Genomic DNA, 22,684 nt, shown 5'->3' on the forward strand with positions numbered 1-22,684 from the left:
ACAGGACTTTCCTGAAGTTGGCTCCTTGAGCGCAATCTCGGTGCTGATGACAAAACATGGAACAGCTTCGAAACAGCACTTCCACAACAAAAGGTCGGGGGCCGCTCTTATAACTGGAGCTCAATTGATCGAATTCGGCTGATCAGAAAGCGGATGTTGTGGTCGAGCCCCATTTGATCCGTCATGTGCTGCGTGTTGGTCCACTCGTCCAGTCCCGATACCGCTGCGAAGAACCCGCGCGTCGAGTTCGTAGGTGGGCCAACGATCGTCTCACGTTGCTCTGGCCGTGTTGCTTTGGAAATTCGACCTTCCAGGCATTTTGCACTACCTGTTCACATACTTGCCAAGCGATGAACCTCCGCGTTCATATGCCCCGTAGCTATCACCAGCAAACATCTTTGCTAGGTGGCAGTGCTATCGACGAGTGGTGGACAGGCAGAACTCTTTGGAGAGAAACACGGATGACGATCGTTCTGGTTCATGGAAATCCTGAAACCGAGACGATCTGGGACGATCTGGTCCCGCTTCTGAGCGACCGGAATATTGTCCGTCTCTGTCCACCCGGATTTGGGTCAGATGTCCCGCCTGGCTTTGATTGTTCTATTGATGCTTACCGCAACTGGCTTGTGGGCGAACTCGGGAAATTGGCGCGACCAATCGATCTCGTGGGGCATGATTGGGGTGGGGGACATGTCATGCGAGTCGCAATGGACTATCCCGCTCTGATACGATCCTGGGCGAGCGATATGCTGGGCGCCTTCGATCCCGACTACGTCTGGCACGGCCTGGCGCAGGCCTGGCAGACGCCAAAGGTCGGCGAGCAAGCTGTCGCGCAGATGGTAAGCATGCCGGCCGAGGCGTTAGCCCAGGGGTATGAGGGACTGGGCATGACCGCGGCAATCGCACGGAAGGTGGCTGCTGGTGCAAACAGGGATATGGGCAGGGCAATTCTCGCGCTGTACAGATCGGCCGCGCAGCCGATCATTCGAGATCTCGGGCTCGGCCTGCCGCGGGCGGCCGCCAAACCTGGCCTGGCGCTAATCGCGACAGAAGACCGTTACTGTGGCGGGGAGAGGCTCGCGCGCCGGTGCGCCGAACGCGCCGGCGCGAAGGTTGCTGTTTTGGAAGGGGGCGGTCATTGGTGGATGTGTCAGCAGCCAAAGCTAGGTGCTGACGCGATCAATTCGTTCTTGGCAGAGCTGAACTAGGACGCAGGTCTTAATTGATCTCCAATTGGAGACGATTACGGCGCGGACCGGGAAATCTCTGACATGTTTGTCATAGGGGCTGCCGCGTGCCGGAAAACCCTGAGCCGGCGGAACTAACTTTCAATAACATTGCGCCTTCCGTAGCGGCCCCGATTGGAGCTGTGGAGACGCGCTCTGTTGGTTCTGGCTGGAACGGCAGGTTTCGCGTCGTGAATGATAGGGCGCCGGCGATGGTGACAACTACTGGATCCAGTAGGTTTGTTGTTCCCGGTCATGAGGTAGTTGTTGGAGCTGTTGATGGAAGCGCCTCGCGCACCGAAGTGCGCGCCGGGACAGGAGAAATTCGATGCACTTGATCGCGCCGCGCCGCACCTCGCTTGCGATGATCTTGCTTGCCTGCGGGGCAATGGGGAGCGCTAGGGCCACAGATTCGCCGCCGCCCGTCCAAGTCACGACGCCGGCCGGGCAGCAAGGCGGGGCTGGCGAAACGCCGAGCATACCGTCGGCTGCCGAGCGGCATCGCCTGCCGCCGGACTCCAGCACCAAGCACTCGCTTGAGCTCCCTGGGCGGACGCTTTCTGTCGTCGCGACCGCCGGCTCCATCCGCCTGTTCGACGACAAGGGCGAGCCGCTGGCCGACATCGCCTATACCTCCTATCAGCTTGAGGGCACCGATCGCGGCACGCGCCCGGTGACATTCTTCTTCAACGGCGGACCAGGCTCATCATCGGCCTGGCTGCAACTCGGCAATGCCGGACCGTGGCGGTTGCCGATCAATGCTGACGAGGTCACGCCATCGACGTTTCCGGAGGTGAGGCCAAATGCGGAAACTTGGCTCGATTTCACCGACCTGGTGTTTCTCGACCCCGTAGGCACCGGCTATAGCCGTTTCGTCGCGACCAGCGATGATGCGCGCAAGCAGCTCTATTCCGTTGAGGGTGACGTCAACGCGCTGGCGCTGGTGATCCGCCGCTGGCTCGAAAAGCATGACCGGCTGCTATCGCCGAAGTACATCGCGGGTGAAAGCTATGGCGGCATTCGTGGGCCAAAGGTTGTCCACCAATTGCAGGTGCGGCAGGGCATAGGCGTCAAGGGTCTGATCATGGTCTCGCCAACGTTCGACTACAGTGCCCACAGGAGCCCACTGCGCTACGCCGCAACGCTGCCCAGCTATGTTGCGACCCTGCGTGAAGCCGAGGGTCCGGTAAGCCGAGCCGATCTCGGCGACGTGGAAGGCTATGCCCGCGGCGAGTTTCTGATTGATCTCATCAAAGGCCAGGCGGATAAGGAAGCGACAACGCGTCTGGCCGACAAGGTCGCGGCGCTGACCGGCATCGACCAAGCTGTCAGTCGTAGGCTCGCCGGCCGCTTCGAAGTCGCCGAGTTTCGACGTGAGTTCGACCGTAAGAACGGCAAGCTAATCGGCAGGTATGATGCCTCTGTGCGTGGCCTCGATCCATATCCGGAGTCCGATTTCCAACTTTCCGGCGATCCCTCTAGCGATACGCTGGTGGCGCCTCTGACCAGCGCCACTGTCGATCTCGTCACGCGGAAACTAAGCTGGCGGCCGGACGGCTCCTATGAACTGGGCAACCGCAAGGTCATGGAGGCTTGGGATTTCGGCCGTAGCCCTCCGGAGTCAGTTTCGGAGCTGCGCCAGATCCTGGCAACGGATCGGCACATGAAGTTGCTGGTCGCGCACGGGCTGTTTGACCTTGCCACGCCATATTTCGAATCACAGATCGTGCTCGATCAATTGCCGCCATTTGCTTCCACTCCGCGGATTAAACTTGTGGTCTTTCCGGGCGGCCACATGTTCTATTCACGAGACGTCTCGCGCCAAGCTTTTCGTGCCGAAGTCGAAGTGATGATGAAGTAATGCCGACGACGAACATGGTCAGAAGCAACCTGGCGTGCGCAAAGCATTAACTCCTCAAAGTGCGGAGGAAACCCAAGCGCTCGCTCCAATTTGCCAGACGCATTCGTCTTCAATCATTTGGCTCGACGGAAATTTCGCTAGAACCCGGTATCTCTAAATGGCTTCCAACCTGAGCCCGCGCTGTCGAACGTCTCGCACCGGCTCGTCGGCTGCACAAAAATTTCAACGACTGCTGCCGATCGAGCGCCCGGTGACTTCGTCTAGACGAGCGGAAACGATCATGCGTGAAGATCGGCACATGGAACTACTAGTGGTTCGCCAAGTGATTTTTGATGATTGCCTTGAGCCTGGTCGCCTTTGCCTTTGGGAGGACTGGCCCATCACCGAGCATCGACCAGGCACTTGGTGCATCACTTGGTGCTGGCCACAGACAGCGCTTTTTGGCCAAGACGCCATTTGCGACCCTTGGACCGTCTTGGACCATAGCGGAGGGACGACCGCATAAATTGAGATCGTGATATCCGGGAAGGCGGCTCCTTGACCATGTTGTCGCGGATCGCACAATTGTTCTTAGGCACGCTCCGCCTTGCCGCGGCAGCAAGGGGCGCACTGGATTGCTCACCATGACAGCTGCGACGGCGGGTCAAACTGGCTATCTTGGGCCAGCTGGATCATGGACACACCAAGCTTGCCTTGAGCTGTTCGGTCCGTCTGACTTGGTCCCTATGTCCCAAGACGAGTTGCTCTCAGTATACCAAAGCGGGAAGATCGGCCGCGCCTGCCTGCCTGTAACGACCTCCCTGGTTGGAGCTACCCCGTATCTGGATCCGATCCTCGACCTGCCGAATGTAAGCGTCGTGGCCGAATATCCCAAAATGCTGGGTTATAGCTTTCTTGCTCGTCATGGAGCCCGTCTGGAGGATATCGAAGAGGTCTTCGGACATCCGGTTGCCCTTGAGGAACTCAAGACTTGGTTGGATCACGAGCTGCCGCGGGTTCGACGTACCGCGGTAGCGAGTAGTGGCGCCGCGGCGCAAGCCGTTGCCAACAGCGAAGCCTTGGACAAGGCTTCTGTTGGCCCCCATATTGGCGCGGCGATTTATGGGCTGGATTCGCTGCTGGATGGGATCGAAGAAGGCCCGCACAATGTGACGCGCTGGTGGGTGCTAGGCAAGGATATGCCTCCGCCGACCGAAAACGACAAGACGTCGTTGCTCGCAACTGTAGATGAATCGGATTTTGCTTCCTTGCTTGGGTCGTTTGCCGGTGCCCGAATCCAAATCCTGGCGATTTACGAGCGACCGGCCAAGACGGCCCTCGAAATCCATCGATACCTGATCGAGGTCGCGGGGCATGGGCAGACGGATAGTATTGCCGGGTTGCTTCGAGAGCGCGCAGACATTCGCGTGCTCGGCTCATACTCGCGTCGTTACTGATAGTTTCTACTTAGCGTTATGCGAGCCGTTTCGGAGCTCTTCAGTAGCTCTACGAAGGAGGTGGCGGAACCGTTCATGTGAGCGGGTTGCTTGCGCTGCCGCGCGGCAATCATGCTCTGGCAGAATTTGTCGACAATGGGTTGCAGAACTACCTTGAGAATGAGGATAAGCTGCAAGCTCCCCGACCGCCAGCCGGGCAAGGCATGTCCGTCGACGGATAGGCTGCGATCCGAGCAAACCGCTAGCGTATCGAGCCGCAGGGCTCGTATTTTTCCGCCGCTCCCGCTTATCCGAGAGAGCGCAGACGAAGATCGGGCTTCGATGAGGGCCAAATAGCGCTCGACAATCTCTCGATCATTCGGCCGGAGTGCTCTACCAGGCCTTTCCCCGCCGACGACGTGCGGCGGATATTGCGCCGATTGGAGTTCCGCTAGGTCCCAAGGTACGCCGGGTGCCTGTATGGTTGAGATCGAGATCGGCATTCTGGTCGCCAACGCCTCTATGGGCGGTCGATAGTTTCCCCGGGCTAGTCGCCCAGACCGCCACAATGCCGATCGCGCTCGCGTCAAATGGATTGTACTCAACCGGCGAGGCTCGTGCAAAATGGTGCTCGGCTATTCAAGGCCTCAACCAAATCAAACCATCTTCAACGAATCAAAACCTCCGTGTCGGGGTAGTGGTCAGCTTCTCGAAAGCCAGCCCTCCTAGTATTCGAACCTGATCTCTAGTGCCGATGCCGCCTACAACTGAACTGGTGACGAACCCAGGGTACCCGCTGGGTGGTTCGGCGGAGAGATTTTGTTACTCAAGAGCAAGGAGAGCATTATGAATTCCAATCGGATAAACGATGCCGGCTCGCCAGGATCCCAAACGACGTATGCTTTCGGACAGGAGGATCATAGTCTATTTGGGCAGGCCGTGAATGAAGCCAGGTCACTGTCTGCGGCGCCTGTACCGGCGAAGGCTCCGATTTGGAGTTCGAGCGCTCCATACGGGAGCTTTTCGCGCGATGGTTACTCTTGGAACAACGACGTGTGGGGCGCAGGCGCTGGGCCTCAGACGATTTCGGTGCGTGCAGTCAACCAGTGGAGCGTGTGGTCGAACCAGCCCAATACTGCTGGCATCAAGAGCTATCCGCACGAGGCTTTCAATATTGGAAAACCGCTCAGTTCAATCAACGCTCTGAGCTCGAACTTCAATCAGGATGTTCCGACCAGCGGTGCCTGGGACGTCGCCTACGATATTTGGGACAGCTCACAGCAGCATGAGATAATGCTCTGGACGAATTACACCGGAAATCCAGACGGCAGCGGTAACGTCAAACCAATTTCTTATCATTATCGCCCGGATCGTTCCGGCGCGGCAATCCCGGTCTACACCAACGTCGACGTGGGCGGAGCGACTTGGAACGTGTTCGAAGGCTTCAACGGTCACAAGGTCATCTCACTCCTGCGCACTTCCAAGACCAACAGCGGAACGGTGGACATCAAGAGCATTCTGCAGTGGATCAAGTCGAAGGGCTACTTCGGCGATATAAACGTCGGCAGCGTTCAATATGGCGTCGAGGTCACCTCATCCCCAGGGGGAATGAATTTCAATTTCAAACAACTGGAGCGTAACATCAAAGTGAGGTCCCGCTTGGTAAGGTGATCTGAGAGACTTCGGCGCACGGGGCCCACGCATTATGCAGCCAAGATCCAAGCGGATCACGGTCCATACTACCGTGCAGCCGAAGTCCACAGGTTCCCAGGACGCCACGCTTGACGCTCCGCGACAACCAGATCCAACAAAGCTCTCGCACCCAACAATCTCTGGGCAATCATCGATACCGCGGCGATGCCACTTGCTATCCTGATCGCTGCGCTCTTCGCGCCAGATTGGCATGCAATCTTTGCTTAGTTCGAACATAGCCAACTGCTCCGCAACAGATGCCGATAATGCTTGGCCATCCAATTGACACGAGCGAGATGGGTTATCGTAGGCACGGCGAGCACGCTGCGGCCTACGTTTGGGATCGATGCGCAACACGATCTCGGCGGCTTCTCTCCAGTCGACACCTTCCGCGTCTGCGTCTAGGAGACGCTAATAGATGACGACGTGTTCCCGGATGTAGGCAGTTAGGATCGAATCAGTTGGCGCCGCATCGTTGACATCCGGATCGAGCGACGGATTTTTACTGGCAATCTCCAAAAGAGGTAGATCGGTTCGCTGACAATCCTAGGCTGTTTCGAGCGTTGAGGAGACCACGCGGCCCAGTTCGGCGCGCGCGTGAGCGGCCGATGCGCAATGGGCAACCGAGCCGCGTCCATGCGTTCCTAGCGGGCTATGGACGTACGTCTACTGCCCACCGATCCTCTGCCACAGCCAGCGCGCCACCGCGGCGGGCGAGGAGTTAGCATTGCTGCCACTGGCGCGCAAATTGGCTTCGCGCATCGTCGCAATGTCGATCCGGTCAAGCAGTGGCTTTAGCGCGTCCAGCAACGCCGTATCATGAGAGCGTCGTGGTGCAAGTAGCAGGACCGCATCATAGGGCGGGACCGCCTGCATGGGATCGGCCAGCGTCACCAGGTCGTATTCCTTGATCCGCCCCTCGCTGGTATAGCCCGCGATGACGTCGACGTTGCCGCTCGCCACTGCCGCATACATGAAATCAGGCTGCATCTGTCGTTGCGCACGGAATGAAAGTCCGTAGGCCTTGTGCAGGGCAGTCCATTCCGGGCGAGAAGAACTCGTAATCGCCCGCAATCGACAGCGTTGGCGCGTGCGCGGCCAGGTCCGTGATCGAATGGATGCCGAGTGCTTCGGCGCGCTGCCGCGGCATCACCAGCGCGTAGGCGTTTTCGAAACCGAGCACGCCGAGCAGAGTGATGTCCTGCTCTGCCAGGATTTTCTTCAGCTCGGCGAGCAATGCTCCACGCGGCAGCATCTCGCTGCGGTGAAGCTGGTTTACCGTAAGCGGTTCTCTGTCCCCACCTTGTCGGGAGCGAGCTGACCGGCAAGATACGAACCGTCAGAACAGTACGGTTCGCATATATGGTTGACCATATAGTTGACGCTTCGAAGCCGCGTGGCCGGGTGGATATCCAGGTCGGTGCGGGACGTCGTCGTCGGTGGAGCGACGAGGTCAAGGGGCGGATCGTGGCGGAGTCCTATGCGCCGGGCGCGATCGTGTCGGAGGTGGCGCGCCGGCATGGCATCTCGCCGCAACATCTTTTCGCGTGGCGTAAGGCAGCGCGTTCCGGCGTGCTCAGCCTGCCGGTCGACGAGGCGCCACTCTTCGTTCCGGTGGTGACGGAGCTGTGTGGCGCTGGTCCCGCGGTGGAAGTGGCGGCACGGAGCTCGACGACGGTCAGCATCGAGATTGGCGGAGTGGTGGTTCGCGCCGCGGCCGGGGTCGACCCGGCGTGGTTGCGCGATGTGCTGCGGGCCGTGAGGGCAGCCACATGATCGCGGCTTCGGCGGGCGTGAAGGTCATGGTCGCGACGAAGCCCGTGGACTTCCGTAAAGGTGCCGACGGCCTCGCCGCGCTGGTTCGCGAGCAGCTCCGCCATGATCCGTTCTCGGGAACGATTTTTGTCTTCCGTTCGAAGCGTGCGGACCGCTTGAAGATCTTGGCCTGGGACGGGTCCGGACTGGTGCTGCTGTGGAAACGTCTGGAGCAAAGCGCGTTCCGCTGGCCGCCGATCAGCGATGGTGTGATGCGGCTCTCCGCCTCGCAGCTCGCCGCGCTGATGGACGGTCTGGACTGGTCGCGTCTACATGTCCACGACGTTGCGCCGCCGACAGCGACATCGTGAGCCGCCGCGACGAACTGAATCAGGTCGCTCTTCGCATGCCACAACGTCCCGCGAATCAGATTGAGTGGTCGATGTGGATGACATCACAGATCAGCTTCCGACCGATATCGACGCGCTGCAGGCGCTGGTAGCGGCAGCGCGCGCGGAGCGCGACGCTGCGATCGCAAAGTGCGACGCTGCGATCGCCGAGCGCGACCACGCGCTGTCGCAGATGGATCGGCTGCGCCACCTCTTGCGCCAGCTGCAACGCGCGCAGTTCGGCCGCCGCTCGGAGAAGCTCGATCCGGAACAACTGCTGCTGGCAATCGAGGACATCGAGCAGGCCGTTGCGGCCAACGAGGCGGCTGAGGACAAGAAGGACCCTGCGCGCGCACGCAAGCGCGCTGATAGGCGACGCGCCGATCGTGGCGCGCTTCCGGCCCATCTGCCGCACATCGACGTGTCGATTGCTCCGGAGGATACCAATTGCCCATGCTGCCGCGCGCCGATGCATGTGATCGGCGAGGAAACGTCGAAGCGGCTCGACGTCGTCCCGGCGCAGTTCCGCGTGATCGTCACGCATCGTCCCAAATATGCCTGCCGGGCCTGCACGGATGGCGTGGTTCAGGCACCGGCGCCAGAGCGGCTGATCAAGGGTGGGCTGCCGACCGAGGCGATGGTCGCCTATGTGCTGGTCGCCAAATATGCCTGGCATCTGCCGCTCTATCGGCAGGCCCAGATGCTGCTTGCGCAAGGCATCGACATCAAGCGCGCGGTGCTTGCGTTCTGGGTGGGCTATGCGGCCGCGGAGCTTCATCCGCTCTGGCTGCGGCTGCGCGAGATCATCCTGACCGCGGGCAAGATCGCGGTTGACGAAACCACGGCACCGGTGCTGGATCCCGGTCGCGGCCGCACCAAGAAGGGCTTCTTCTGGGCGATCGCGCGCGACGATCGGCCGTGGGGCGGGGCTGACCCGCCGGCAGTGGCCTACACTTACGCCCCCGGTCGTGGCGCGGTCCACGCGCTCAAGCTGCTCGACGGCTATCGCGGCATCGTGCAATGCGACGGCTATAGCGTCTACAAGACCATTGCCGAAACCGCGCCTGACGCGGCGATCACGCTGGCGTTCTGCTGGGCTCACCTGCGGCGGCGCTTCTTTGACGTTGTCCAGGCCGGTCCTGCCCCGATCGCCAGCGAGGCGCTCGAGCGTATCGCCGCTCTCTATGCCATCGAGAAGACGATCAGGGGCCGCAGCGCTGATGAGCGCCGTGCCGTCCGCCAGGAACGCAGCAAGCCCCTCATGCTGGCGCTCAAGGCCTGGTTCGAGCAGCAGCTCACCCGCGTCTCGGGCAAGGCGACGATCGCCGAGCACATTCGCTACGCCTTGAACCACTGGGACGGGCTCACGCGGCTCCTCGACGATGGCCGCATCGAACACGACTCGAATATCGTCGAGCGAAGCATCCGTCCGCTTGTCCTCAATCGCAAAAACGCATTGTTTGCGGGGCATGATCAGGGCGCGGAGAACTGGGCCTGCCTCGCTTCGCTGATCGAGACCTGCAAGCTCTGCGGCGTCGAGCCGCAGGCCTATCTGACCGACGTCCTCACCAAGCTGGTCAATCTCTGGCCGGTCTCCCGTCTGGACGAACTGATGCCGTGCGCGTGGGCCGCCGAGCGCGGCAGAAGCCTCGCCGCTTGACGAACTGCGATCCTGGATCGTGTTCGAACCTGAGGGCCTCGTCGCCACCGGCACGGTGCCCTCCGGCAGCTTCAATAAGCCGTCGCGGGCCGCCCTGCGCCAGGCCGAAAGTTGCTGCGGCGAGATCTCGTGCCGACGAGCGACCTCCAACATCACCGCGCCTGGCGCGTAGGACTTCGCCACGATCTCTGCCTTGACATCGTCGCACCAACGACGGCGCCGAACCCGAGCCCGCAATGCGTCAACAACATCCGCAATCATGCTGCGATCCGCTCTCTTCATAACGGAAAGCATATTGCAGGCCAGTTCGTCTACAACAAGGTGGGGGAAAACGACCGCTTACGGTTGACCCACAGGGGTCCCGGAATAGTCCACATAGACGTCGATGTTGTTGGCCGCGAGCGCCTGGAAGATCACGCTGGAGCCGAGACCTTCGCGCGTCGAGGCCTGCAATCCCGCGGCCTGCAGACGCTGCTCGATGAGCGCGGAGAGCACATATTGCTCGGCAAACGTTTTGGCGCCGATGACGTAGGTCGACGGGGCGCGTGACATCGAAGGGATCAATGTGGCCGCGACCAGTGCGGCGATCCCGACGCTGCCGAGCGCAGTACGGAGGTGCTTGCGCTGGCGCAATCCGCGTTCGATCAGCGTTAAAAGTTGATCGACCGCTAGCGCCAGCAGCGCTGAGGCGACGCAGCCGAACAGCACGAGCACCCAGTTTTGGGTCTGCAAGCCGGCGAAGATGTAATTGCCGAGGCTGGTCTGCCCGATCGGCGTGGACAATGTCGCGGCCCGATCACCCATACCGCCGAGGTGCGGATGCCGGCCATGATCACCGGCAGCGCCAACGGCAGTTCCACCGTGAACAGCGATTGCCGTGGCGTCATGCCCACCCCTCGCGCCGCCTCAAGCAACGCGGGATCGACGCCGTTCAGCCCGGTGATGGTGTTGCGCAGCACCGGCAGCATGGAATAGAGCGCCAGTGCCAGCATGGAGGGCAGAAATCCGAACGCGGAAAAGTCGAAGCCGAACCAGCGAAGCGTCAATGACGCAATGGCGAGCAGTAGCGGGTAGAACAGCGCCAGCAGGGCCAGTCCGGGCACGGTCTGGACGATGCTGGCGAGGCCCAGCAGAATGCCGCGGATCACGGCATGATTGCGCGCGAGGATCGCGAGCGGGAGGCTGATCACAAGCCCGAGCGCTAGCGCCGCCAAGCTGACCTGAACGTGGCTGCCAAGATAGTCCGGCAGGTGCGCCGCCGCGTCGTGCCAGCGAGGGTCGGACAAGAAGCTCATTCCGCGCTTGCTCCCGGGAGCAGGGCGTTCAGCCGCTCGGCCTGCCGCCTGGGTGTGCTCAACAGCTCCGCCACGTAGGGATCCTTGTTGTTTGCCAGCTCGGCTGGCCGGCCTTGCGCCACAACCCGTCCGGCCCGCATCACCGCGATGCGGTCGGCAAGCAGCAACGCCTCCGTCATGTCATGGGTGACCATTACCGTGGTCAAACGGAGGCTGCGATGCAGGACGCGGTACTCCTCGCCCATGGTGTCGCGGGTCAGCGGATCGAGCGCGCTAAAGGGTTCGTTCAGCTGCATGATACGCGGACGAGCGGCGAGCGCCCGCGCCACGCCTACACGCTGCTGTTGGCCGCCCGACAATTCATGCGGAAAGCGATCACGATGGAGGGAGCGATCGAGCCGCACCAGCTCGAGGAGCTCATCGACCCGCACGGCGATCTCGGCGGCGGGCCAGCTGAGCAGTCTCGGTGTGACGGCAATGTTGTCGGCGACGCGCATATGCGGAAACAGCCCGCTGCTCTGGAACACGAAGCCCATGCGCCGGCGCAAACCCACCGGGTCGACGCTGCGCACGTCCTCGCCCTCCACCATGACGCGGCCGTTGTCGGCATCGAGCAGGCGGTTGGCGAGCCGCAGCAAGGTGGACTTGCCGGAGCCGGAGGCGCCGACAATCGCGAGGAATTCGCCCGCCGTAATATCGAGCGAGACGTCGTCGACCGCGTTGACGCGCTCGGCGTCGCGACCGCTGGCAAAACTCTTCACTACATGCGCATAGGTAATCAGCGGTGCGAGTGTCATGGTTAGGTTAGACCAGTGCGCGAGTGTTCGGGATCCGAACTTCGTTTCGTTCAGCCGTGCGCACGTTAGCGAACTTCGGTTTCGAAGGACACTAGCAAGTCCATGCATCACCACGACCCGCGGCACGACGGTTGGTGGTTCGGGATGTCGAAATTGGTAATGGCGCTGAAGTCGTTCGGTACGAAATGTACCGAACGACTTCATTTAAGATTGGCTAGCCGGAGGAGCCGTGCCCGTTCGTCCGGGCCACAAAGTTTGTTCGCGCCGCGATCGCGAACAATGTGCCAGGCAAAGGTCTAAGGAATGTAGTGGTTTATCTTAGTTCTAACGCGGTCGACCGCTCTGCAGCGGTTGCCACATATTTTGCTGCCCACTTGGCACGAGCGAGATGGGTTTCGTACGCGCGGCGGGCTCACTGCGGTTCATATTCAAAATCCGTATGCAACGCGATCTTTGCAACCTCTCGCCCGTTGGCGTCATCCGCATCTGCATCTGCGTCCAGAAGGCGCATAGAGGTGACGGCGTGTTCGTGGTCGTAAGGGGTGAGGACCGGATCTGAGGGTGCCGTGTCCGCGACCTCGGGATCGTGGGGATCTATGGCATGACAAATTATGGTGATTGTCTTGGCACTTCATTTTGTCTGGGTGATGCCGATGTGCATGGCAGCGTTTTATGCATCACTGATTTGTTGCCATCAGCCGCTCTCGAAAAGGCACAAATCCCAAGCTAATTAGCGGATCCTTCTGTACGAAACGATCCAATCTGTAGCCGCAACGATACGGGCAAGCTGTGCTTGTTTTTAGGGCTCTGGAGTTATCGTTTCACGATACGCGCTACTGATCGGATTGGATATTCACCAATATCTCCCCTGCGGTGATTTCGGGGTCTCCAAGATTGAGATCATGCAGACTTGCTTGAACGAACTCCAGGACCGTTTTGCTCGCCGCATTGGCGCTTTCGCGATCCTCGAATATCATCACAGCGACACCGACGCCGTCTCCTCCGTCCAGCACATAATACGATCTGAATCCATATGATTCCGTTAGGAGTTGGCCGATGCCGCTTTTCGCGCGGCAGGCGGCATCCGCAACCGAACGAACCTTGGTGTACTTGCGAATGACCATGTACATTGAAGCACCACGCTTCTTATTTCTATCCCACACACCAAACCATATTAAGTCGGCGCCGGGCTAGGTCCTAATTCCATGACCGAACATACTGCGGCTTGGCTATGTGAACGCCAGGATGACGGATCCTTTATCCAAACTGGACTTGCCGGTCCCTGGGGGCTCGATCTCCTATGTCGAAAGCGTGCCATGTTCGTCGAACGCTGACATTTCGTTGAAGGCCTTGGATATGGCGTCGTCGTCAGGTTTGGCCGTGCCGACCGGATCGAAGCCGTCGAGATCGTCGAGTCCGTAGGTTTTTTTCCCTTTCTTGTCGGCGTCCCTGCCGTCCTTCTTGAGGACTGGCGGCTGGCCGTTCGTGATCTTGGAGAGGGCCGCTCTGCATTTTCAGGAGTGCGATGCTTCCGGCCCAGAAACTCGACGAGGTCTGGAACATTGGAGGGGTCGCCAGTTGTGTCTGTTAGCGTGCTCTCTCAGCCACAGTTTGGAACGTTTCGTACGGAGGCGTATCGCGCAGCTTGCGGCGAGTTGCGGGCTGCCTTCCTCAACCGGTCGATCTCAACGTCCTCCGGAAGTCGTCGGCGGCACGCTTTCGGACGTTGAGATGGGCAAACTTCCCATCAAGGATCTGCCGGGAATGCCGGCGGCCGTCACCGCCACGTTCGACAAGGCGTGGCGCGCCGGAATTGACCTATCGGTGGCAGGCCATCCGCGGAGCGATGCATTGGCGTCGCTCGAGCACGCGGTTATCCAGTGCTCGCCGACATTGATGAAACGCCCGGGTGATCTGGCCGCGATGGCTCTGCAGCGGATCGGACAAGCACCGGCCGTGATCGGTCCTTTGGAAATCCAGGGCCACAGCGAGGTGTCACCGTGCTGGCGGTTGCCTTTGATCGCGCTTGCTGGGATCATCCCTGTGTCGTGGATCGCCGGCCCAAGGCAAGTGCCGGATTGGCTAAAGGGTTCGAGAGCGAAACCAGCTGCCATCGACGCCAAGGGCTCATTCCGTGTCGGACCACCGGACCGGGCGGCACTCCTATCTCCGTTCGATCAATCAGACAGAGACAGCGTTGCCAGCCATCGCCATGTGGCTTGAGCTGGAGCAATCGATAGTGGAGTCGATGCCGGGGGGCGCCGCTTTGCAAACATTATGGATCTGTCGTTGCCAACATTGAGAGGTCCGGTTACCGATCAAACATAAGTCGAGGCCATGTCGCGCGTTCCATTTGAAAGGCGCTAGCAAACGCTGGTTGTTCATCGGGCGACGATGTTTCTTCGTCAACGTCGGTACAAAGCGATCTTGACAATTGCCAATGCGTCGAGCAAATGGCCACTTCCCAAAAAAACACATCAGCGGCGCCGATGATCAGGTCCACACTCGTCCAACGTATCGCCGACAGCTGCCCGCATCTTTATCAGAGCGTCGTCAACAATATTGTGAGCGCAATCCTCGATGAGATCGTTGAGGGGCTCGCGCGCGGTGACCGCGTTGAATTGCGGGGCTTCGGCGTATTTTCGGTCAGCCATCGGCGGGCTCGCATAGGCCGTAATCCAAAAACGGGCGAGTACATGCAAATCGAGCAAAAGCGCTTTCCGGTCTTCAAGACCAGCAGGGCAATGCATGAGCGCCTTAACCGTGACGAGAACTCCAAATCGATCAACTCGCCGTCTGAGGTTGTCTAAGAGAGGACGTCCAGGTCGGTTCCCGAGCGATGCTGTGACTGACACCGTCTTGCGGGCGCTTCTGGGGTACCGTTGAACAGAGCAGACCAGCGGTAGTATCTCGTGTACGCGGGCGTCAGACAGCACCGGCAACGAATTTGGTGATGCCGGGTACCACGACTAAGCGACGTGCTTCGATCGGTCACCCAACAGCTCAAGATTTGCGGGCGTTGGCTGTGCCCTTTCGGTGTCAGCCCATTTCAGTAGCGACAGTTCGGTCGAGAAGCCTGGCCCAAAGGCGCCTAAGATGCCGTATGATCCCGGCGCTTGCTCCTCATGCGCCAGAACGTGTTCCAGAACGAATAGCACAGTTGCGCTGGACATATTTCCATGAAGTCGAAGCGTCTCATAGCTCGAAAAGAAGCTCTCAGAGGACCGCCCAAGGCCCTGCTCACAAACCTCCAATACTTTTCTTCCTCCGGGATGAAAGACGAAGCTCTTCACCTGGCTTGGCAGGATGCCATCCTCCGCGAGCAACGATTCCATTGCACGTGGCATCAATTCGCTAATCATTGATGGAATGCGCTCGGAGACCACGACTTCAAATCCGGAGTCGCCAAAATGCCAGCCCATGAGAGAAGTCGAGTCCGGGTGAAGCAAACTCGTACTTCTCACGACGTCCAGTTTGCCAGAGCCGCTCTCGGCTGGCCCGATTAATAATGCAGCAGCGCCATCTCCAAAGAGGCTTGAGGCGACAACGTTTTTCGGGGTGAGATCATTTGGCTGGAACGTAAGGGAAGTCAACTCCACGGCAACGAGGAGAATGCGTTCGTTGGTTGCTCGGCAAAGGGCTCCCGCCAAGTTTACTCCCGATGCTCCCCCAGCGCATCCGAGGCCGAATATCGGCGTCCGTCCCACGTCTGCTCGCAATCCGACTTTGGAGATCAGGTCCACGTCGAGGCTAGGGGTCGCTATCCCTGTCGTCGAGACGAACATGACCCGATCGACTTGCTCGGGCTTAACGCCAGCCCGGTTGAGACAGAGCAATGTCGCTTTGCACGCGAGCTCCTTTGCCCAATCCAGGTATATTTGGTTTGTCTCACTTATGCGATGATCGGTGAGAAGCCATTCTGGCGTAACACAAAAGAAGCGTTGATCGACGAGCGCATGATCGAATACTGTAAGATATCTCTTAAGCTTCTCCATTTTGGATCCGAAGTGGCGACCCGCCAAAGCTTTGACGTCAGTCTGCGAAAACCGGAATGGTGGCAAAGCCGTCCCAACAGCCAAAATTCTCGACATCAGTTACTCTTGTCGTTCGACATGAATTTACACAAAAAGCGAAGACCAAGGACGTCCGCGACTTCCGGCCGTTAGTTCACGTGGACCAAACCTATGTTGATGCCCTGCCCAGTGCCGGCGATTCCTGCAGTACCTCCCGTTGGAAACGCCTGCGATCCCGGTTGCGCAGAAACCAGTGAGCGCAGGACCCATGAGCACGCAATCGTACTCAGCGCTGACGGCCTGGTGGGCGGAAAAGGAGACCTTACGGCCTCTACTCCAGCTGCATCGTCCCGTTGGCTTTCGCTGCCGTTGACGAGATGCAGCGGAGTCGCCAGCTCGCAGGGCTGATATTTATTGCGGGCGACCGCAGCGGCGCCGTTTACGTACACCAGGACGTCATTCCAGGTGTAACCGAGTGGATCCTTAACCGGGCCGCGCGTAGCTACCTGGCGTTCATCCTGAAGGCTCAGCAGAACAATGTTATCGTCGGAGTCCTCGGGATTGGCGCAAGTGCCGTTCACCGCGATGCCGAATACCGAATTGGCTATCTGCCAGCGGAAACCGATTTGGCCGCCCAGCGATCTTCTTGTCCCACCAGGACATCTCATGGCGGGAGGAGACGTACGGACCGCATCGCCAGCGTTGACGAACTCCCAGCGTCGACGGCCGCTGCCGCGATCAATATCGATGTCAGAACCGCTTCGCTTGCAAAGCCGCACGGTCAGACCAGCGACAGCTGCGGCCAACAATATGATGACTGTGATACCCAGGAGGCGCCTTTTCATTCTTCTCGACCAGGTTCCGAACTCAAACCTCTTGACGGTGTTCACGGAACGCAGATGTATGCCATGTGTCTGTCTTCTTGATCAATTGATAGGTTTGGTAGGTGACTACAAAGATTGCATCCGTCTCTGGGCTTAAATGGCTCGTCTTCTTCTGTGTGGGTCATATCAGTTTGTCGCGCCGAGCCGCTTTGCCATCGTCGATGGGTTGAGCCGCGACGACGCATGAACATCGATTGCATGGGCGAGGCTCGAGTGCGGCGCCCGCAATCAGGTGGGAGTGGCCGCCGACATATGGCTCGATCGAGTTGAGCAAACGCGCGCCAAAGTAGCCCGTTTCCTTGGGGTGTCGGCCGACGAAATTGCCTTCACGAAGAACACTTCGGAAAGCATGAACATCGCGGCGAACGCGTTGCCTCTGCGAGCCGGTGATAGCGTTTTGATGATCCATGGCGATCATCCAGACAACACTTATGCTTTCCTCAATTTGAAGAAGAAGGGCGTCCGGATTGATTTCCTTCCCAGACGGATGTCGTAAACGCCGACGCTTTCCTTCCCCACATTGACGACACGACCCGCGCGATTTCGCTGTCGCACGTGACCTTCCACGCAGGACATCGCTCGATATCGAGAGTATCGGCGCTCTTTGCGCGGACAAGAAGCTCTACTTCGTCGTCGACGTCATGCAGTCAATCGGGGTCGTTCCGATCGATGCGAAGGCCATCCAAGCAACCTCCGTGGGTTCCGGAAGTCACAAGGGATCGCTCGTCCCTCAAGGTCTCGGACTGCTCTATTGGGACCAGACTCAGAAGGAACTGGAGCCCGCCTATCTTGCCGCTGCCAGTTTGGCGGAGATTCCCCGCGACCTTATCGCTCGTCCCGACCGCGTGGCGTCGTCTGCCACCGCGCGACGCTTCGCGTTAGGCAACTTCAATCTTCCTGCAATTCATGCGCTCGGAGCCTCGCTCGACATGATAGAGCAGATCGGCGTGAAGAACATTCAGAACCATTGCTTCGATTTAGGTGATCATCTGGTCGCCCAGCTAGACGAACTCGACCTTGATCTCATCGGTCCGCATCAGCGGCAACATCGATCGCGCCACATCTACGTCGTTGGTCTACCCGCGGCAGAATGGCTCAGCTACTTCGAAGAGAAGGGCGTGCGTGTTTCCCCCGAGCGCGACGGCATCCGTATATCGTTCGGCATGTTCAACACGATCAACGATGTAGATCGCTTGATGCATCTCATCCGCGGACGCCTGTCAAAAAACTCATTCAAGGCCGCGTAAGGAGTCGGCAGAAGCCGTTCGAGAAAGAGCGCTCGGCTCGGGCGGCCTGATCAAGCCCAAGCGCGAAGATCATGGCTTTCCGCTTGCCGGTACGCTGAGTGAGAGGATCCGGCATTCAGGTGACGCGATCGATTAGTACCGGCACAACACGCACGATGAGCGACCATGCGGAGCATGGTCGTCGTGCAAACCTGCAATCGTGAGGTTCGCGATGTTCGGAGTTCTTCTTGAAAAGACCATGGATGGTCAGCGTTACATCGACTGGCTGCTTTCGGGTCTTGGTTGGGCGTTGGCGCTTGCCTTCTTCGGCTGGTGGATTGCATTGGCAATTGGAGTCGTCGTCGGTATAGGCACGAACCGTGCAGAACCGCACCTGACCGCCGAAAGCCTGCCCCGCATAGCCGAGAAATACCATGAAACAGTTCGGCCAGGTTTTTACGCACGCATTCTGGATCTGGCAAACATCAAAGGCTGCCACGTCAATTCGCTACAGCGCATCTTTATGGAGACCGAGCAGCCGGGGTTGCTCGACCACGACATAAGCATCCTTCAATTGTGCCGGTGTAGTGCCGCTGATTTTGCGTGGGTGGAAGCCGAGACGGGGCGACGCCCGACGACGCTCGATGAATGGCTCGAAGTTATCGACCTTTATTTCACAACATACGGCGCCAAAGCCGTGGCTGTAAAATCGCAGATTGCCTATTCGCGCGCTCTCGATTTCGCGCCGGTCGCCAAGGCGCATGCCGCAAGATTATTCCCCCACCATGCCGACAGAGCCGGCGCATTGCACGCCCTTGGTCCTGAAGACCTCAAAGCGCTGCAAGACTATCTATTCCGCTATTGCGTCGGCAAGGCTGGCGAGTACGGCTTACCCGTCAAACTGCACACCGGTGTTTTGGCTGGCTACGGCGTGATGCAACTCGCCCGTACTCGCGGCAATGCAGCAGACGTCTGCCGTCTGCTGCAGGAGTTTCCCGAAACCCGATTCGTATTGATGCATATCGGATATCCATACGAGCACGATTTATCGCACTGGCCAAACATTTCCCTAACGCCGCGATCGACATGTGCTGGGCATGGATCATTAATCCGGTGGCGGGCGTTCGCTTTCTGAAGGAGTTCTTGATGGCGGTGCCGTCCAACAAGATCTTCACCTTCGGTGGCGACTATGTCGCTGTCGAGCCAATTTATGGCCATACGTGCGTAGCGCGCCGTGGAATCGCACGAGCTCTCTCGCAATTGGTCGCCGAGGGCTGGATCGCGCTTGAGGATACCCGTGAACTGATTGACCGGATCATGCGCGGTAACGCACTGCAGTTCTTTCGGAAGGCGAATCGGGAGGATACGACTCAGCCGTGAACGACGGACAACCGTTCAAAGTGTGTCGACGACCCCCGGAAGGCTTTGCAGCCATGAAATAGGTTGCAATGACGATCGGTACCGCGACGATGGTACTCGCGGGTAGTGGGCTGACATAAACGGGGCAGATATATACGACATGAAGGGCCGTTTCGCAGCGCCTGCCGACGGCCAACGGCATCCAGAATATTGGTCCAACCGTCTTCGTGGACGACGATGGGGCCGCCTATCTGTATGGGCGAACATTTCGACCCAGCTGCGCGGCGCTCGCCTGGGGAGACAGTAGGCAAACCCGTGCCAGTGAAGGCACTCGCCGACTTCTTCGAGGCGCCGTGGCTCTTCAAGCGCGCGGGCGCCTGGGACACGGTCTATGCGGCGAATAATGCCGGCCGGATTCTCCCTGCACTAACGCCGTCTACCATCCCTGCCAGGCTTGTGCGTGCCCCCACGCCGCTCGAGTCCTGGACGGATCGCGAAGCTGACCACCACGTCACAAAAAATGCAATATCGATCGCGGCGTCTCCTCCCGTCAGTGACGGCCGCAGACGTCGACATTGGGCATGGCGTTCCGATCTCGCATTGTTGACGCAGAATAGCGCGCTATTCATCACGAGGCGCATGCCTCACCCGATGTGCCGGTAAGTGGCGCAGTCCGATGCCGAATTACTAGATTTCGGTTGATGTAAGCGATTGTGGCGCTCGAGGCATGAGCCTTATGTACAGAGCTAGCTGATTCCGTGGACGTGTCGGCGCGGTTGACGAAAAGGGGTGCGAAGACGGCGTTCCTACAGTGTTAGCCTCGGTAACCATGCCGATGGAAGGCGCGGCGACATCCGCCGCCTGCAAGATAATGAACCGAAGGCCTGCAGCATTCTAGAATGCTGCAGGCGGTGGCACGCCTGGTGCAGAACAGTTTTCAGCTGCCAGGCGTTGCCTCATAGAGGCATCGCAAATCTAGAATGTTTCATCGCATTATCGGATGGCTGGCTTCGTGCGCAGGCTACTGGCCGAGTCTAGCTTTGCAACGCGGCAGCAAGCGGTTGATCAACACTATCGCGCCAAATGTCTTGTGTGTCCTCGAAGGCATCAATCATGTCGTTCGGCTTCGAGTCGGCGCCGTCAATTGAAGCCGCTGCAATCAGGTAGCGGCGTGTTCGGTGAGCCTGATCAGAGACCATTTTGATTAAGCGACGCAAAGATAGGCATCGCAATAGAAGAGGATGCCAACCGTGGATAGTAGATTGAAATACTCAACTATTGCGTTTGGATGCTCTCGGCCTCTACAGATCCTTTGATCTTAAGCCGTGCTCGATCGGCCGGGAGTCCAAATGTTTCGATCGCGAATGGGAATCCGAAACACCGTCCTGAGAGGGGCCGGCCTCTTGACGAATTCTGGAGAACCGATGTGAGTGCACTCGTGTGGAATCAACTCATCTTCGGAAAAAGGCTGCACGCACCCCAGCGTCGTTCGGCGACCGTCGTGGTCGAAGCTCTTGTTGGCCGCGCCCGCTCGGAGAACATCATAGGACGTAGCCAAGACGTCTTTGGTGACATCGCTCTTACATCAGTCGACAGTTTATTATCTGTTCCTCGAATCGGCTGTCCGGGGAGCATTCAGAGCGAGCCTGCGCGAAAGGGCGAGGTGGCCGCCGAAATGGCTGGCGGAGATCGGTTTGTACTCAAGGTCTACCAAGCGGCTCAAAGGCCGCCCCGTTCGGTGCTGTGATGTCTTCGGTTCGTTCCATGCTTCATCTTGGCTTAAATCTTCATGGCGCCGGTGGTCATTCTGCCGCGTGGCGCTGGCCGGGCACAAATCCAAGCGCCTTTTTCGATATCGAGCACTATGTCCGGGCTGCGAAGGTTGCGGAGCATGGTCTGCTAGATGCCGTATTCCTCGCCGACACCCCCGCGATAAGTTTCGACATTACGCGCCAGCCGCCGCTCAATGGACTTGAGCCTACGCTGGTCCTCACTGTGATTGCACGCGAAACCGAGCGGGTTGGGCTGATTGCGACGGCGTCGACAACCTACAATGAGCCATACAATCTCGCCCGCCGTTTCCAATCGCTCGATGTCATCAGCGGCGGGCGCGTCGCCTGGAATGCGGTCACGACGTCGAGCCCGGCGACGGTGGCAAACTTTGGCGGTCGAGAAGTCCCGCGAGCGGATCGCTACAGACGCGCCGAGGACTTCGTGGAAACCGTCCGTGCTCTTTGGCTGAGCTGGGGCGGCGAGATGATCATCGCCGATCAGGCTGCGGGAGTTTACGCAGATCAGAGTCAATTCCAGCTGCTCGAACCCGATACGAATAGTTTCGGCATCCGAGGTCCACTTACGCATCCCGCTTCGCCCCAAGGCCACCCAGTCATTGTTCAAGCGGGCGGCTCGGATCCCGGATTACGGCTCGGTGCCCGCAGTGCGGATGTCGTGTTTGCGGCAGCCGGGGATTTGACAACGGCATTGCAGGAGGCGGAGCGCCTGCGCGCGCTCTCTCGGCAGTTCGGCCGCCCTGCAGCTCCGCTCATCCTGCCAGGACTTGTCACGTGCATCGGGGGAACCGAGGAAGAAGCGGCTCGTCGCAAAGATGAACTTGATGGGCTGCTCGATCTGGAGCGCGCCATCGCCGCTCTTGCACGAAGCATGGGGGTAGAGGCCGAGAAGCTCAGTCTTGAAAGGCCGATCCCGGAGGAGATTTTGCCCGATGCAGATAAGGTTCCGTTTTCTGTCGGTCACCATCGCACGATTGAAACTCTGGCCCGCCAAGGCCGGACGGTTCGCGAGATCATTAGCAGCGTTCAAGCTTTTGGCCACCGCCTGTTCGTGGGCGCACCCGAGCAGATCGCGGATTCGATCGAGGCATGGTTCAGCGCTGGCGCGGTCGATGGTTTCAACATCATTCCGGACGTGCTGACAGATGGCACTCCGGCCTTCGTCGACAATGTGGTGCCTATCCTGCAGAAGCGCGGCCTGTTTCGCAAAGAATATGAGGGGCAGACCTTGCGCGAGCACTTCGGGATTCCTTTCCAAACCGGCAAGAGCCGCAACTAGCTCACCGCGCTGACGCTTCCTCAACACCAAATACATCGGAGCC

The 22,684-nt window shown here is 59.2% G+C and carries 18 protein-coding genes and 4 pseudogenes; 16 read left to right on the top strand and 6 right to left on the bottom strand.

Annotated features, from left to right (window positions below; translation table 11 throughout):
- The first annotated feature begins 461 nt into the window (after positions 1-461).
- The 4 genes from ACVW17_RS15745 (at position 462) to ACVW17_RS15760 (ending at position 6,173) form a co-directional block, all read left to right on the top strand.
- Complete coding sequence (locus ACVW17_RS15745; protein WP_456797457.1) at positions 462-1,208, top strand: alpha/beta fold hydrolase; 747 nt, start codon at positions 462-464, stop codon at positions 1,206-1,208.
- A gap of 346 nt (positions 1,209-1,554) precedes the next feature.
- Positions 1,555-3,087 carry a S10 family peptidase gene (locus tag ACVW17_RS15750; protein ID WP_456797458.1) on the top strand — a complete coding sequence of 511 codons (1,533 nt, stop codon included), beginning with the start codon at positions 1,555-1,557 and terminating at the stop codon, positions 3,085-3,087.
- 623 nt (positions 3,088-3,710) lie between these two features.
- Positions 3,711-4,523: a prephenate dehydratase gene (locus tag ACVW17_RS15755; protein WP_456797459.1), complete on the top strand. Its 813-nt coding sequence runs from the start codon at positions 3,711-3,713 to the stop codon at positions 4,521-4,523.
- Positions 4,524-5,348: 825 nt separating this feature from the next.
- Positions 5,349-6,173 (top strand): glycoside hydrolase family 12 protein, encoded by an 825-nt coding sequence (locus tag ACVW17_RS15760; protein WP_456797460.1) that lies wholly within the window; start codon positions 5,349-5,351, stop codon positions 6,171-6,173.
- Positions 6,174-6,860: 687 nt separating this feature from the next.
- On the opposite strand, the pseudogene ACVW17_RS15765 reads toward ACVW17_RS15760, so the two are convergent.
- Positions 6,861-7,479 (bottom strand): annotated as a pseudogene (locus ACVW17_RS15765) (glycine betaine ABC transporter substrate-binding protein); the annotation flags it as partial.
- Positions 7,480-7,598: 119 nt separating this feature from the next.
- On the opposite strand from ACVW17_RS15765, the gene tnpA reads away from it, so the two are divergent.
- The 4 genes from tnpA to ACVW17_RS15785 all read left to right on the top strand — a co-directional run bounded on the left by tnpA (position 7,599) and on the right by ACVW17_RS15785 (position 10,170).
- Positions 7,599-7,970, top strand: coding sequence for an IS66-like element accessory protein TnpA (gene tnpA / locus ACVW17_RS15770; protein WP_456797461.1), 372 nt, complete (start codon positions 7,599-7,601; stop codon positions 7,968-7,970).
- Positions 7,967-8,320: an IS66 family insertion sequence element accessory protein TnpB gene (tnpB, locus tag ACVW17_RS15775; protein WP_456797462.1), complete on the top strand. Its 354-nt coding sequence runs from the start codon at positions 7,967-7,969 to the stop codon at positions 8,318-8,320. Before tnpA ends, tnpB begins: the two co-directional genes overlap by 4 nt.
- Positions 8,321-8,393: 73 nt before the next feature.
- Positions 8,394-9,998: an IS66 family transposase gene (gene tnpC / locus ACVW17_RS15780; protein WP_456797463.1), complete on the top strand. Its 1,605-nt coding sequence runs from the start codon at positions 8,394-8,396 to the stop codon at positions 9,996-9,998.
- A 19-nt stretch (positions 9,999-10,017) separates the two neighbouring features.
- Entirely contained in the window at positions 10,018-10,170 is a 153-nt protein-coding gene (locus ACVW17_RS15785) for a hypothetical protein (protein WP_456797464.1), read from the top strand.
- Here ACVW17_RS15785 and ACVW17_RS15790 read toward each other — a convergent pair.
- The 4 genes and pseudogenes from ACVW17_RS15790 to ACVW17_RS15805 all read right to left on the bottom strand — a co-directional run.
- Positions 10,116-10,292, bottom strand: a pseudogene (locus ACVW17_RS15790) (transposase); the annotation flags it as partial. The gene ACVW17_RS15785 and the pseudogene ACVW17_RS15790 overlap by 55 nt on opposite strands.
- 63 nt (positions 10,293-10,355) lie before the next feature.
- A pseudogene (locus tag ACVW17_RS15795) lies at positions 10,356-11,293 on the bottom strand (ABC transporter permease/substrate-binding protein); the annotation flags it as partial.
- Positions 11,290-12,090: an ATP-binding cassette domain-containing protein gene (locus ACVW17_RS15800; protein ID WP_456797465.1), complete on the bottom strand. Its 801-nt coding sequence runs from the start codon at positions 12,088-12,090 to the stop codon at positions 11,290-11,292. The gene ACVW17_RS15800 and the pseudogene ACVW17_RS15795, both read right to left, overlap by 4 nt.
- 833 nt (positions 12,091-12,923) lie before the next feature.
- Positions 12,924-13,220: a hypothetical protein gene (locus tag ACVW17_RS15805; protein ID WP_456797466.1), complete on the bottom strand. Its 297-nt coding sequence runs from the start codon at positions 13,218-13,220 to the stop codon at positions 12,924-12,926.
- Between the two features lie 601 nt (positions 13,221-13,821).
- On the opposite strand from ACVW17_RS15805, the gene ACVW17_RS15810 reads away from it, so the two are divergent.
- Both ACVW17_RS15810 and ACVW17_RS15815 read left to right on the top strand, forming a co-directional pair.
- Positions 13,822-14,313 carry a hypothetical protein gene (locus ACVW17_RS15810; RefSeq protein WP_456797467.1) on the top strand — a complete coding sequence of 164 codons (492 nt, stop codon included), beginning with the start codon at positions 13,822-13,824 and terminating at the stop codon, positions 14,311-14,313.
- Positions 14,314-14,579: 266 nt separating this feature from the next.
- A complete protein-coding gene (locus ACVW17_RS15815; protein ID WP_456756433.1) occupies positions 14,580-14,900 on the top strand; it encodes an HU family DNA-binding protein in 321 nt (106 codons plus the stop codon).
- Between the two features lie 159 nt (positions 14,901-15,059).
- On the opposite strand, the gene ACVW17_RS15820 is transcribed toward ACVW17_RS15815, so the two are convergent.
- Positions 15,060-16,181: a type III polyketide synthase gene (locus ACVW17_RS15820; protein WP_456797468.1), complete on the bottom strand. Its 1,122-nt coding sequence runs from the start codon at positions 16,179-16,181 to the stop codon at positions 15,060-15,062.
- A gap of 275 nt (positions 16,182-16,456) precedes the next feature.
- On the opposite strand from ACVW17_RS15820, the gene ACVW17_RS15825 reads away from it, so the two are divergent.
- From ACVW17_RS15825 to ACVW17_RS15850, 6 genes and pseudogenes are all read left to right on the top strand, one after another.
- On the top strand, positions 16,457-17,029 hold the full coding sequence (locus ACVW17_RS15825) for a hypothetical protein (RefSeq protein ID WP_456797469.1): 573 nt from the start codon (positions 16,457-16,459) through the stop codon (positions 17,027-17,029).
- A 208-nt stretch (positions 17,030-17,237) separates the two neighbouring features.
- A pseudogene (locus ACVW17_RS15830) lies at positions 17,238-18,234 on the top strand (aminotransferase class V-fold PLP-dependent enzyme); the annotation flags it as partial.
- A 211-nt stretch (positions 18,235-18,445) separates the two neighbouring features.
- On the top strand, positions 18,446-19,348 hold the full coding sequence (locus tag ACVW17_RS15835; RefSeq protein ID WP_456797470.1) for an amidohydrolase family protein: 903 nt from the start codon (positions 18,446-18,448) through the stop codon (positions 19,346-19,348).
- 11 nt (positions 19,349-19,359) lie between these two features.
- Positions 19,360-19,593, top strand: a complete 234-nt coding sequence (locus ACVW17_RS15840; RefSeq protein ID WP_456797471.1) for a hypothetical protein — start codon at positions 19,360-19,362, stop codon at positions 19,591-19,593.
- 1,405 nt (positions 19,594-20,998) lie between these two features.
- Positions 20,999-21,319 carry a hypothetical protein gene (locus tag ACVW17_RS15845; protein ID WP_456797472.1) on the top strand — a complete coding sequence of 107 codons (321 nt, stop codon included), beginning with the start codon at positions 20,999-21,001 and terminating at the stop codon, positions 21,317-21,319.
- Positions 21,319-22,641 carry an NtaA/DmoA family FMN-dependent monooxygenase gene (locus ACVW17_RS15850; protein ID WP_456797473.1) on the top strand — a complete coding sequence of 441 codons (1,323 nt, stop codon included), beginning with the start codon at positions 21,319-21,321 and terminating at the stop codon, positions 22,639-22,641. Before ACVW17_RS15845 ends, ACVW17_RS15850 begins: the two co-directional genes overlap by 1 nt.
- Positions 22,642-22,684: the final 43 nt, after the last annotated feature.

Source organism: Bradyrhizobium sp. USDA 4473 (assembly GCF_054063335.1).

What these genes read in the sequence shown, in the direction of transcription:
- ACVW17_RS15760 (WP_456797460.1), top strand. Translation starts at nt 5,349, where the DNA reads ATGAATTCCAATCGGATAAACGATGCCGGCTCGCCAGGATCCCAAACG.
- ACVW17_RS15835 (WP_456797470.1), top strand. Translation starts at nt 18,446, where the DNA reads ATGTTCGGAGTTCTTCTTGAAAAGACCATGGATGGTCAGCGTTACATC.
- ACVW17_RS15805 (WP_456797466.1), bottom strand. Translation starts at nt 13,220, where the DNA reads ATGTACATGGTCATTCGCAAGTACACCAAGGTTCGTTCGGTTGCGGAT.
- ACVW17_RS15800 (WP_456797465.1), bottom strand. Translation starts at nt 12,090, where the DNA reads ATGACACTCGCACCGCTGATTACCTATGCGCATGTAGTGAAGAGTTTT.
- ACVW17_RS15815 (WP_456756433.1), top strand. Translation starts at nt 14,580, where the DNA reads ATGATCAGGTCCACACTCGTCCAACGTATCGCCGACAGCTGCCCGCAT.
- ACVW17_RS15810 (WP_456797467.1), top strand. Translation starts at nt 13,822, where the DNA reads ATGGGCAAACTTCCCATCAAGGATCTGCCGGGAATGCCGGCGGCCGTC.
- ACVW17_RS15750 (WP_456797458.1), top strand. Translation starts at nt 1,555, where the DNA reads ATGCACTTGATCGCGCCGCGCCGCACCTCGCTTGCGATGATCTTGCTT.
- ACVW17_RS15745 (WP_456797457.1), top strand. Translation starts at nt 462, where the DNA reads ATGACGATCGTTCTGGTTCATGGAAATCCTGAAACCGAGACGATCTGG.
- ACVW17_RS15840 (WP_456797471.1), top strand. Translation starts at nt 19,360, where the DNA reads ATGGCGGTGCCGTCCAACAAGATCTTCACCTTCGGTGGCGACTATGTC.
- ACVW17_RS15755 (WP_456797459.1), top strand. Translation starts at nt 3,711, where the DNA reads ATGACAGCTGCGACGGCGGGTCAAACTGGCTATCTTGGGCCAGCTGGA.
- tnpB (WP_456797462.1), top strand. Translation starts at nt 7,967, where the DNA reads ATGATCGCGGCTTCGGCGGGCGTGAAGGTCATGGTCGCGACGAAGCCC.
- ACVW17_RS15820 (WP_456797468.1), bottom strand. Translation starts at nt 16,181, where the DNA reads ATGTCGAGAATTTTGGCTGTTGGGACGGCTTTGCCACCATTCCGGTTT.
- ACVW17_RS15850 (WP_456797473.1), top strand. Translation starts at nt 21,319, where the DNA reads ATGTCTTCGGTTCGTTCCATGCTTCATCTTGGCTTAAATCTTCATGGC.